The sequence below is a fragment of the Candidatus Borrarchaeum sp. genome (genome assembly GCF_019058535.1).
GTDB classification, from domain to species: domain Archaea; phylum Asgardarchaeota; class Sifarchaeia; order Borrarchaeales; family Borrarchaeaceae; genus Borrarchaeum; species Borrarchaeum weybense.
On record NZ_JAHPYX010000209.1, the window covers coordinates 1 to 12,737 of the forward strand.

Below are 12,737 nucleotides of genomic sequence, written 5' to 3' on the forward strand. Positions count from 1 at the left end.
AATCAGGGCTCACCAAAGACGGAACAGAACAGTTAAACAAAGGCTTGGTAATGTGATTATTCTAATTACAAAAGGTACTGCTGATGAAAGATATTATTGGGTTGTTAGAGAGGCTGAAAAGAGACAAAAAAGTGATACAAACTAATCTGTCCAGATTTGTTGTTAAGAAGTTTCTTCTCTTATTCTGAGTGTTTTTATCTTCCCAGAGTCATTTGCATCAACATAAGATAATACTTGAACTTTTGTTTCCTTAGCAAAACTTCGTTTGTACTTCAAAGTAAAGAACAAGAATGATGGAACGAAGATCAAGAGAGCTACCACTAAACTGAATGAAAGAATGTTCGGTATATCTACTGTTGAGATTTCACTATTGCCTTCATTGTTAAAATTGCTATTAGAGAATGAAATCTTTGAATTATCACCGATTTTAAGGACAAAGGTATAGGGTGTTTCTCCTCCATTTCCAGCAACTCGATATGAATTTATGAGTATTTGAAATCGAATTGAGTTTCTTCCAGCGTTAAGAGTAGTTGGTGTTACTTGTATTTTACCTTCTTCAAATATCTTTTCTTCTTCGTATAATGCTTTATCATTAACATAGACATTGTACGTCACTTCACAATCGCTAGGAACATCTTTGTGAAACATGACGTCAAGTTGTGTATTAACCGAAGTCAAATTCCTTTGTAAGAAGAATTCTACTTGAGGTTCAAACTTACAGCTATAAAATCCACCGATAGCGCCTGTGCCCACTATCTTATCTTCATAATTGTTACTAGGTAACACTACCAAATCGTTTAATGAATAGTCTCCTGTAGATTTTATGACATTTATTCCGGTGATTTCAAAATAGGATTCCCCAAAGAGCGTGAACGTAGAGATTGCAGTAGAGAGTGATTTAAACGAAATGGTAATAGTTATTGCATTCGTTCCGTCTTTCATATATTCATAGGGAATTTCAATATGCCGCCACTGTTTGGTGCCACGTTCGATGAATCTAAAAATCGAACTTTTTACGACATGGTCATCGTTAACGGTAACTGCTATGTCAAAATCACTAGAAGGACGACTTCCGCCTGCCAGATAATTCAAATGGAGAGAATAGCGGTTGTGAGAATTATCATCTATGTCTACATTGAATTCTATGGTTTCTTCGCATTCATTTCCATTCTCTGAACTAAAGACTCGTGTATTAATTCCTAAAGAATTAAACGTGAGCATGTCAGAGTCACTTTGCGCTTCAATAGCAATCGCATTTGATACAAAAAGCGATGTAATAACGGTCAAGAAAAGTAAAATAAACAAAACGATCAGGAATTTTGATCGAATAGACCTTTTGGCTAAGTAAACCCTCATAATACCACCACAACTGGAGTTATATCAAGACTAACTCCTAATCTTTTCAGAGAATCTTCTAGACTCTTGGTTATGCTGTAGATTTCAATAGGTTCCTTTGATGAAAGTGAAATTTTATCCATGTGTCTCTTTATTGGCAGCCACCTTGGACGTGATTTTAGCGTTTGGCTGTACTTTTTCAGTGAATCATATAACTCATCGATTGAGGTGTCAATAGACGGCAGTTCACGCAGCATTTGTGCATATCTTGCCTTTAATGCGAATACTAGTGCCAGTTTCCCCTCTTTATAAAACTCAGAATCTAGTCCACCACCTTCTAGTAAACTACAAGCTTTATCCCAATGCTTTCTGCTTTTTTCGTACATGAATTTGTAGAACTCAATCAATTCTATCCTAATTTCCTTTTGTATTCTCTTCTCAGATAATCTCATAAGTTCGTCTTTCATATTCTCTGGAAGCTTTCTTGTAGCTGGACCTACCAAAGTTTTTACAGCCTTTCTTGATACGCTTAAAAGTCCGATCCCGCTATCTATTGATCGCCTCAGTTCAGCAGTGAAAAAACGAACTATATGTTCTTTTTTAAGAGAAGAGGCTGGAAATGCTAAGTATGTAATGTTTGATATTTCCCTAAACACTTCTGGATGTTCGACAAAAGGCTCATTTTCAACCTCTATTGCCACTATGTTCGAAAATGGATCTATGAGTAACAAATCAGGTCTTCTTTGTTTTAGGTATCCAGGAAAAGTTATTGTAGTGTCATCTTCAGTTATTTGCAGTTCCAACAGTACTTTATAACCCCGATTCGTAAAATGTTTCTTTAATACTTCTGCAACTTCTCTTTCATTCAATTTTTTACCCTCTAATTCACACATTTTCTGTAAAACCACATCTTTGCAGAAATCCATCAGATTCCCTTAACAGTCCTCTATTTATCATTGCATTGATTGCCCTTTCAATTCCAAGATTATCATAAGTATGAGCTGACTTAAGTATGAGTTGGTTTTTTATTACAGATTTAAGACCACCTTCTCGCCCTATTATATCCCAAATATCTTTTAAGAGTCCATTCAATTTCAAATCATCATGAAAACTAATATTATTAACTGGTAACGCTTCAACAACGTTTTCTGATGGAAAAATATTGTCTATAAAATTCTCTGCAGAATCAATTTGTTCTCTTTTGATATTCTTAATTTCTTGTTCTTCAAATGATTCTTCTGAAGAATTATTCAACAGTTGTTTAATTACGCGTATACGGTCTCTAACCTTAAGTTTGAATTTCTCTAATTCAGCTATGATAAGTTCAGTATCCCCAATTATTGAGTCGATATCTGCTTGTTCGAGCATAATTCCTTTAACTATTGCCAGTTTATGTTTCTGGATAACGTTTTGCAGGCCTGAATAGTCAATAGGAAGAACTATTTCACAAGTAATTAAGGCTCGTACAATTTGATCTAATTCTATTTTTGCATCTGTATCAATCTCAAGTAATCGTAGGAGCGCTATCTTTATCGCATCATAACAAAAGACTATTGAAGACGTTGCTGCTTGAGGATAATTGTTCCTTAATTCATGTGCCTGTCTTAATAGGTTTCTTGCATCATTTGGGGAAGCCTTTTCTTCTATTGATTTAAGATAGCCTTCAATTCCAGGTTGATCATCGATTAATGGTGTATTTGGAAGCACAGGTTTTTCAATCTCAATATTTTTGTCAGAAATATTATTATTGCCTGTAAAGGATTCATTAGCATCAATCGATTGCTGTATCTTTAGAGTTTTCTTCATTTCATACTCTTCAATGGCTTGAAGCCCTTTTGGACTTATACTGATAGTTGTAAGAGGTTTAAATGAATCTCTCGGAGTATATTCTTTCCGAAAAACATATCGTTGCTTGATCAAATTTATTGTTGCCTTAGCAAGTTGTTTTTCATCAGTAGTATCATGTAACATTTCTGAAAGTGCAGAATACATTACACCCCGATCGCCCATATCTCTTAATGTATGCAAGATATTGTAATACAGATCAATTTCACTATCGAAATCTTTTTCTAGAACTGTTTGCTTTAATTTTCCATTATTCCATATCGGTGACATTGGAACTGACTTAGTTTTTTGATCATCATCCCTCTCAGTAGAACTAGGATATGTTTGCACGTCCTCTACTTTCAGAGGAACATACTGTGCTGCTTCTCCTTTTTTCTGCAAGAATAATATGGCGTGATTACTCTTCATTGTTCTCAAATACGTCTCCTGAAGGGGATTCGGAGACCGAGAATCGATACCTCTTTCTTTCAAACCTAGTGTGTCACTTACTAATTGTATATCTGTGGCTGTGGTGACGCGTCCTATAATCTTGGTACGAGGAAGGTTAAATAAATAAGGAGTTTCACTTGGCGATTCCATAGAGACAATAAGTGAGGTATTTCGCAAACTTTCCAAAGCAAAGAATTTCTCTACTCTCGACCTATAACGATAAGAAACGAGATAAGAGGCCTCAGGAAAGATCATATCGGAATTTTCTATGATTAATACGGTGTTTTGAGAAGCTGAAGGGTTATATCTTCGGTAAGTGTGTATCGAGTGAATCAGAAGTTGAAGGAGGAATGATAGGAAATTCCTATCGCTAAAGTCTGATAGATCGATAACGGTTAAACCTTCAGTGTTGAACAGCATGTGAAATGGATGTGAAGTTGTAGAACCAATGGCAGCGATTCTTTTTCGATCTGATAAAATTCTTTCCAACACATCTTTTAACTCTTCAAGTGCAGGAGTACCAAATTCGATGAATTCTTCATCCTCTGAAAACTCTAAATTTTCTAATAACTCAATTAAAGTAGGAGGATCATTCTCACCATTATTCATTTTTGATTCATAGAGTTCTTTTAATTTCTTGGTCACAAATTGCCAGCGACTGAGATCTCCCTTGCCATAAATTTTCTGTAATATTGTTAGAAAGCCATCAATGAAGTCCCCTATGTTTCCACCCATTCGATCAAGTGGATTGAAACAAAAATCAGTTCCTAATTTTAATGAGTGTGCAGGAAGATCAAAATAATTTGGTTCATTTCTTTTTGCTCTTTCTGAATATTGTGGATCGATTAAAATCACATTATGTTGTCTTTTACACAACTCGTGGATTATACGTCTTATTGTAGTAATCCGATCTACTCCATAGACACCTATGTTAGTTTTCAAATGCTGTATATCAAAACCTACCTCACGAGTTGTAACGGTATCTGATGTCGTATCAACCGCGTATCCCAAGAAGATGGTATTCTCTGTCTTTGCGGGAATTGCGAATTGTGCTGGTTGATATCTCTTTGCGACACCAGAAACGACCTCGAAGAATCCTTGGCTTTGTCTCTTTGAAAAGTAACAGCTATCTGCTTCTAAGGGTCTTTTGAAGACTCCTACTTTGATCTCCGAATCTTTTTGTGATTGGTCTAGTTTCACAGTTTCAATTGAATACGAGGAATAGAGTTGGGATAAGAGATATTCAAAACTTAACGAGATCTTCGTTGGATTTGAGGGAATAAGCTTCAGAGTTGGAAATGCATTCTTAACAGAAACTTTCAATTGTTGATTTACTTCATCAAATTTAGCTAAGATATCATTAAGTTTCTCTTGTCCATCGTACACAAACGGCTGAGTTACTACGAAATATGGTGTAATTGCGAAATATGGCTCGGGATTGTAATGCATTCTTCTGCCGTCCAAAATTTCTTCATCAACTAATTCAACATTTGTGTTAGCTATGCGACCTTTCGCATGAACAAATGACCTTAAATTCGATCTGTTTATGGAAAGTGTCCTGAATAGTTTTTGCAAGCCATCGGTTTTTGTTATAGGACTTTCTTGAGAATATGAGCTGCTGCTAACCGTTCGGGGTATTCCTTCACCAATTTGATGAATTGCTAGTGCGTGGACTATGTTCCCTCTTTTTTGGATAAAGGCATAATTTCCGCTTATCCAGACGTTTTCAAAAACAGGGACAATTCTTTTGAGTCTTACAGTAGCACTAGGTTCATTTTTATTGCTTAATTCTTTTACTAGAGTCCAAATCGCAAGTAATATCACTGCTATTACCAGAAACGCTAAATAATTCTGGAATTGCATAGCCATAGCTGCCAGTAAGAATGGTGTGACATTAAGATCGCCTTCTGTCATGTCATAATAATACAAATCATTAGTTCGTGCAATAGTTCCGTATCTATTTCTGAGTTGCTTAGGTAAGAAAAACGCCCTAACAGATTGTATTTCGACTTTATTGTATTCTAATTCTGTCTCAATATCTTTCTTTTTTGCAGTAAGTGCCGTGATTTCAGATTGTGATTCAAAGTCTACAAGAGCTCCGAATAAATGACTTATCAGTGCTTTATCGATAAGCTGCCGTATTTCGCAACCTGGAAACTCTGTGATGAATGCATCATAAACTAGTAGAAAATCTTCCAACAATTCAGCAATCAAGACATTTGCAGCGGCAGGAAATGTAGAGGTGATTGGCCTTTCTTTTATTACTCGAATGTAGGCATGATCTAGATCAGTTACATATGAAATTGAGAATGTTTTTCCAACCATATGATCAAGTAAGGCGGTTATGTTATCTTGCGTATGACTTTGTATATGTGTGAATCTTTCGATTTTAAATGCCATAATACCGCATATCCATTCTGGAAGAGAATTAGGGTTTTTAGTGACGAGCATAACAGTCTCTTCCTTTCCCTTTAAGTCTAGAAAAACTTCAAAGAACTCTAATTCATTGAAAGTGTCGATAATGAAGAGACTCTCATCATTCATCAAGTCGGGAATTTGTAGTTGAATATTTCCATTCCCCACTCTATTCTTTTCTTTGTGATTGACTGATTGGAGGATATTTGTGGATTCGATATTATAGGATGGAATCTTAGTTGTTCGATTTGCTCGTTCATTTTTTATTTGGTTTCTTGCCCTTTTTCTGATGCCAAGAAATGCGATACAGAATAATTCAATGACAGCAACCAGGAGGAAAATACTAAATGAACTTAATAAGAAGAAGAAAAGAACCGGAGCTGCCATCATTATGCCTGTGATGAGTATAACTTCGATTTTTTTTCCCCTTAAGTCGTTGATCATCTTCATTCACTTTTTCATATTTTCATAATATAAAGAACAGGATAATGAATCCAATTCCAATGAAGGAACAGATTAGCAATATTAACAGTTTAAGTCCAGTTATAACTAACCTTTTCGCGGTAAAACGGTTTTTAGAAACAATCGGCTGTTCTTCAGCATTTTTAAGTGGAGAATACCATTGACGTCCATGCTTTAGCTTCCACAGATACACAGTATTAAGCCAAGCATTATCAGCAATTTGCTTACTTTTTCCAGAGACTTTTCTGAAGTTGAAATGTGCAATGACTAACACAATGCTCAAGGTTATGAAAGCAATGCTTACAAGGAATCCAAAGGTACCAGGGCTAAAAGGTGTATAGGTGACTATGGCTGATGCAATTGAAGGATAATTCCAGAGTTGCGTGCCAAACAGAATAACAAAGACTATTCCGCAAGCGCCAGCAAATCCTAATAGGAGGGAACCTATATGTCGCGTCAACAGGGCGTTATAGATTGAAATGAGATCTTCATCGTCAGGAAGCAAATGCCACGCTAAGCTACAGTGCACCCAAAAATATACAAGTTTAAATTGAGATAGACCAGTTGCATCAACTATAGTTGAAAAGAGGACGAAAGTTACTCCCATTAGTAAAATAATGAAAGGAAAGGGCATCAATACTACTGTTGTAGTACGCCTTAAATTAAGGAACATAGAAGATGCTTGTACGTCTTCTTTTGTTACGTTACTCTTTGATATTGTTTGTTTTTGATATGTTGCCGGAACTAAATAACCCGCAGCATATGAATAATTAGGATGTGCACGATACACCATACGGAAATCTTGACTAACTAAATAACCACCTATAATATGGCCGGTGTAATGAGCGATATTTCCAATGAATGTAAGGATATCAAGGACCCGTTTACCGATACGTCCTAAAATTGGCACGATCCAGTATGCAACTCTGACTAGCCACCCAAAAGCCATAGCTATAATTGTCACTGCCATTAGAAACGGGATTTGCTCGCTCGGTATTAACATCGAATGTCTCACAACTTTGTTCTTATAAACTATTTAACGATGTTGAAATCTGTCTTTGTCCTCAACATTACCTATCTGTTTTTTAAACGAGAGGATCAGTACTCCAATCAATATAGAGCACATCTCTTTACGACTGATTCTATATTTTTGCTTGAAGTGGGAAATAAGTTCTATTAATGAAATTCGTAGTAATTCGAAGGTTTTATGAGTGAGAACATAAGGGTACAGGATGGAGTCCCATTCGATATTTCCGTAAACCAGTTTGCTACCCGTTGAATCAGACAACTCTTCTAAACTTTTTCTTTTTTCTTTTCCATCAAGATCAATTTTCATTTGGTCTAATATGTGTTGAAGGTCATATGGCGTCACAAGGCCAACTTTTTGAAGAATTGCTTGCAATGCCGAACGTATAGCCAGGTTAAAATCATCTAAACTCGCAACTTTCAAGTTTCTGGACTCCATAGTTCTCTATGGATATCTGGCACATCCTAATTTATAAAGAAGTCTAAATTAAAATATTTTTAAAAACAAAAAGAAACATAGACTTTCAAGTTGTTAAACAATGCAAATAAGTTCTCTTTCCTTAAGAATCAATATAAAAAGAAATATCCTATGCTTAGAACTGAGAAAATAAATGAAAAAGACTAAAAAATAAATAAAGAAATTAGATTTCCTTTAGGTTGATCATCTTTGAGAATTGACTTACTAAGTTGTTAAATTCCTCGTGGGCAAGTTCTAACGAATCGTCAAATTTTGTAGAAATATCTGAGAACGATACAGTACCTGCAAGTGCTGGGCTCTCTGCCAATGTTTTATTAGCTGCCTCTGCATTCGCTTTCAATTGCTGCAATTCAAGTTCAGTCCTTCGGGAATTTAAAATCTGTGCGTATTTTAGTGCTATTCGTAAGAATACATAAGTCTCATCTATTATCGTTGGGACATACTCCCTTGAATCTCTAAGAGATGCACCTTCTTTTTTTAGCAAACCTGCATCAAATAACTTTTTAGCATGCAAGGCAATTTGTGCACTATTTTTCTCGCCTAATTCCGTAGCTAGATCCTTCAAACGAGTGATATCCTCAGCTATTGTCGTTTTCAGAATATCGAGTCTTTTCTCGTTAGCTAGCACACTGAATAGGCTAGTCAAAATTCGAACATCATCATCAGAAAAGTTTGATATGCTTATTCCTGTTGGTTGCGATTTCTTACCTTTTTTAGGCATTTCTTACATCCTTCTTTACGTCTTTTCATCTTACATATCAAGATATAGTAAAGAAACCCGTGAGAGTTTAAAAATTAAATATAGCTTCCGCATAATATAGAACCTGATGATATATTTAAGTTTTTCTAAAAACATAACCTATCGCTTGCTCGATGTTCATAATTTCAGATATTATTAAACAACTATTCAAGATGATTTTTTGATACAAAAAAAATCTTTTCACTTCTTTTACTCCTAAAAATAGCATACTCGGTTTGAATGGTTTTGTCGAAGTATTTGGTTTGAAAGATCTTTTGTTTTTTAAAAAATTTTAAAACAAAAAACTTTATAAAATAAAAGAACTATAAAAAGACAGTTAGTCAGTTTAATCGGAAATCAATATACCCCGAAAATACAATCATCCTTAGGTGATTGGCGAAAGTAAACTGAATAACACAATTCAAAGAAAAAACAAAGTTATTGCAAAGGAAATAAACATAGAGCATAGATTTAGAGCACTTGAAATAAAGAATGACCTTGACAAAAATCTCGTAACATACCCCATACTAAAAGTCGTTCTTTTGTTATCTAAGTCTTGCAAAAAGTTGTTGGAGGACATAAAATGGAAATTTTAACAACCACAGTTCCAGAAACATACTACAAAGAATGCTGTACAGAATGTGGCTCATCCTTAGTTAATTTTAGGAACATGGAACTTGTCTGTGAGCATTGTGGCATAGTTGCTGAAGACAGGCCATTTGATTTCAATGAAACGAGAACTAATTACAAATGGAGACAGAAGGACAAAGATAAGAAACTTTCGTTTAATAAAAAGCCTGTATCAATTCAAAGTTACATGAAATACAGAATTTTACATAAGAAAATAAAAAGATCATATCAACGTGATGCACGAGAAAAACTCTTTACCAGCGAAATAGCGCGCATATGTGCACAATTAGAACTTCCGTCAGTAATTCTTCGAGATGCAGAACAATATAGCAAAAAAATACTACAAGAAATACCCCAGTATACACATCTTGATAGTATTATGGCTGCTGCAACTGCTCTAGTGTGGGGAGTCAGTTTCATCTATTCACCACGAACTCTTCAAGAAATAATGTCTGTTACTCACCCACTAGTCTCCCGAAGTAAGGTTCTTCAAGCAGCTAACCGAATTGTTTTTACACAACTTGTGAAGTCATCTCCCCGAATGCTGGAGAACAAACAGTTCATTAATCTTGTAAATTACTATCTCGAACACTTCGGCGCGGTTCTAGGCATTCCATTCAATGTCATTCTGACGGCAAAAGGGCTTTTCAAGCGTTTAGGGTATAAAAAATACATCATAAAGCCAGACGTACAATCAGTTGCACTATTATTGTATGCATGGACCAAGGAGTCTACAACGGAGGAATTTATTTCTTTAAATAAATGCCCTAATTCTCAAAATCAGAACAAAGAAAAAAATAGGCGAGTTCTTCCCTTAGATGAAATTAAAGAAAATATTAGATCATTTTCTGGCTATGAAAAAGGATATGGTTTGCGTTGCCAGATACTTCAGCTCTTATATGATCAGGGTCGTCTCAGCGTTAAAACGATTGCCGATCAATTACAGAAATCTTATCACTCAGTTTATTACCATATCCAAAAACTTAAAGAGCTAGGTCTTCTGTCAGAAGAAAAAAGGAAGAACATGAAAGATCAGAAGAAACCAAGAATCGTCTTCACTATCAAAGCACAAAAACTCATCGAAAATGCGACTCAAATTGATTCTGAAACTAAACTAAGTGATAGAGAAGATGTTAAAGATACTCTATCAAAGCCAAACCTCTCTCAATTGAACTGGGAACGAATAACCAGAGACTGCTATATATCAAAAACAAGTGCTAGAAAAGTAATCAGAGCAATCCAAAAGGATATTAAAAAGGAAATGAGCGCAATATTATTTAACTAACTTTTGAGTAATCATCGCTGACCAGTAATGGTCACCATCTCTGAAAAAAATGTAACCGTTTTTTCTTTGTAAAACGTGGTAGCGGATAATCCAATAGCAAGTGGCTAAGGTATCCAAGAATCATTGATGATAGGAGAACGGAAAGTATTTTTGTTGCTAAATCGGAAGTTATTATTGCACCAAGAAAAATCAAGAGGATCAGCAGACCTGAAATAGCTAAAATGAATTGACTATGAAAGAATCCTCGGTGATATTTCGAGGTAGCTGGTTCTAGGAAATCCGGGAAAATACTTGCAACCGTTGCAATAGCTATTTGCATAAAAACCAGTGTACCAAGACCTATAAATGACAAAATCATTAATTTAGAATTGCTGAACACCGCTTCATCGATTTTAATTAGATAAAGTGAGAGTATAACATTAAAACAACCAAATATGAATCCAAAAGATAAATGCAACTTACGACCTGGCATACTCTATCAAAGAGAATATTTTAAATTAAGTATAAAATCCCACCAATTTTTAAATCAATTTTTAAAATAGAAAATGAAAAATCAAGCTTAAAAAAAGGCTCAAGAGATAAAAATTTCTGTTCTAATCAAAGAAGGATTCCTTTTCAGCATCTTTCCGTTGTGAAAAATGAAGGTCTTCTATATTATCTTCAGATGGCGTGTCAATATCCTCTGGCTCTTCCTCTTGTATTTGTTTTTCCTTTGATCGTTTTAGCTTGCGCACAAATTCTCCTAATGATGGGTATTCATAGCACATACTTGCTTCAGATTTTAAATCAATCTTCTGTTTACGAGCAAATCCTTCGATAGACTCTGAAAAGCCCATCTTGCCAACTAAAATGAATTTTAAATCGCTTTCAATGCCTTCTTTCTTTACAAGCTGTTGGAGACGTGCTACTTGGTAACCTTGATTAACCCCGATTATTCTTTTCCAATCTTTAAGAATCACTATCCCATAAGGCTTATCGTTAGAATCTTTTAAAAATAGAGCATTCTTACACATCATCTTCTTAATTGAAAGCTTATTATAATGTTGCCAATGTGAAATATCGAGTGCCACAAGCCCTTTCCTTTTGTAATATCGCTTAGTAAGCCATCTAAGGTTAAAAATCGTTTCTTGCGTAATTTATCTCATGCCCCTGCCTTAAACTTAAAGTTTATGAAATAACACCTCAGATGTAACATCTTATAAACTTACCTATTTCCTTTTAAATCACTATTCGATTTATACGAGCGCGAAGGCGCGTCTCTTTATAAACTTTAAATAGGTTCTACTACATTAGACTTTATTTAAATACTTCTTATGTTAATTGCCTATCGTTCATAAGAATGCTATTCTAATGCGAATAGATGGTTTAAAGAGATTATTGCTATTTATCTTGTGTTTAGTATTGGCAGAAATTTTCGATATATTCTTCGTTTTATTAAACGCAATAGTCGTGGTATTAAACGAAATGTATGTTTGATTGATGATCAATGTTTTTCTTGAATTAAAGCGAAATTAAAGCTATTTTAGAAAACTTTATATTTTTGTAAAAGAAGAGTTATTTCTACATAGGGAATTAATAGTGCTGCCCTTAAATAAAGCTCTGCATAACTATAAGAGCTCATCTAAAAACTATCATAACCACTATATATTCTATTTAATGGGAGGAGTATTCTTGGGTGCTTTTTGGGCGATCGAGCGAGAAGTAAGGCAATGTCAACGCCTTATTAATCATCTTTTATGGCATACTGACAAAATACACACAAAGGATTCTCTGGCTCGATTTTTCCGATATCATGATGATGTAGAATTGCGATTAGATCGTCTTGTAGATCTGGATATCTTACAAAGAAGTGGATCCGGAGCATACATGGTATCAAAGAACCAACTGGTTCATGAAGCAATAAAACGTATTAATGAAAGAGATAGGACAGCTCGAAATCTCGTTAACTCTGTACTATCTCATTTTTTTTGAAGCATGGATTTTCATAATTCAATAACATAATGAATTATATTCACCGCTACTCAAGATTTAGATGAGTATAGGTCTTCACTTCTTTTTAAGCAAATTTTATCTCAATATATTAAGGATTGAGA

At 34.9% G+C, this 12,737-nt stretch carries 10 protein-coding genes; 2 read left to right on the forward strand and 8 right to left on the reverse strand.

Translation table 11 applies throughout. The features are described 5' to 3' along the window. Window positions 1-162 precede the first annotated feature (162 nt). The 6 genes from QVB70_RS12695 to QVB70_RS12720 form a co-directional block, all read right to left on the reverse strand. Entirely contained in the window at window positions 163-1,356 is a 1,194-nt protein-coding gene (locus QVB70_RS12695) for a hypothetical protein (RefSeq protein WP_287586832.1), read from the reverse strand. Beyond that, complete coding sequence (locus QVB70_RS12700; protein ID WP_287586834.1) at window positions 1,353-2,204, reverse strand: hypothetical protein; 852 nt, start codon at window positions 2,202-2,204, stop codon at window positions 1,353-1,355. Before QVB70_RS12700 ends, QVB70_RS12695 begins: the two co-directional genes overlap by 4 nt. A 16-nt stretch (window positions 2,205-2,220) precedes the next feature. Next, window positions 2,221-6,468: a hypothetical protein gene (locus tag QVB70_RS12705; RefSeq protein ID WP_287586836.1), complete on the reverse strand. Its 4,248-nt coding sequence runs from the start codon at window positions 6,466-6,468 to the stop codon at window positions 2,221-2,223. A gap of 22 nt (window positions 6,469-6,490) precedes the next feature. After that, window positions 6,491-7,489 (reverse strand): hypothetical protein, encoded by a 999-nt coding sequence (locus tag QVB70_RS12710; protein WP_287586838.1) that lies wholly within the window; start codon window positions 7,487-7,489, stop codon window positions 6,491-6,493. 33 nt (window positions 7,490-7,522) lie between these two features. Further along, the gene (locus QVB70_RS12715; protein WP_287586840.1) at window positions 7,523-7,936 is read right to left on the reverse strand and encodes a hypothetical protein; all 414 of its coding nucleotides are present in this window, start codon (window positions 7,934-7,936) and stop codon (window positions 7,523-7,525) included. A gap of 217 nt (window positions 7,937-8,153) precedes the next feature. After that, a complete protein-coding gene (locus QVB70_RS12720) occupies window positions 8,154-8,711 on the reverse strand; it encodes a hypothetical protein (protein ID WP_287586841.1) in 558 nt (185 codons plus the stop codon). A gap of 601 nt (window positions 8,712-9,312) precedes the next feature. Here QVB70_RS12720 and QVB70_RS12725 point away from each other — a divergent pair. After that, the gene (locus QVB70_RS12725) at window positions 9,313-10,644 is read left to right on the forward strand and encodes a helix-turn-helix domain-containing protein (RefSeq protein ID WP_287586842.1); all 1,332 of its coding nucleotides are present in this window, start codon (window positions 9,313-9,315) and stop codon (window positions 10,642-10,644) included. Between the two features lie 31 nt (window positions 10,645-10,675). Here the strand turns inward: QVB70_RS12725 and QVB70_RS12730 are convergent, their stop codons facing one another. Both QVB70_RS12730 and QVB70_RS12735 read right to left on the reverse strand, forming a co-directional pair. Further along, window positions 10,676-11,116 carry a hypothetical protein gene (locus QVB70_RS12730; protein WP_287586843.1) on the reverse strand — a complete coding sequence of 147 codons (441 nt, stop codon included), beginning with the start codon at window positions 11,114-11,116 and terminating at the stop codon, window positions 10,676-10,678. 121 nt (window positions 11,117-11,237) lie between these two features. Beyond that, the gene (locus QVB70_RS12735) at window positions 11,238-11,714 is read right to left on the reverse strand and encodes a hypothetical protein (protein ID WP_287586845.1); all 477 of its coding nucleotides are present in this window, start codon (window positions 11,712-11,714) and stop codon (window positions 11,238-11,240) included. 601 nt (window positions 11,715-12,315) lie between these two features. On the opposite strand from QVB70_RS12735, the gene QVB70_RS12740 reads away from it, so the two are divergent. Continuing rightward, entirely contained in the window at window positions 12,316-12,615 is a 300-nt protein-coding gene (locus QVB70_RS12740) for a hypothetical protein (protein ID WP_287586847.1), read from the forward strand. Window positions 12,616-12,737: the final 122 nt, after the last annotated feature.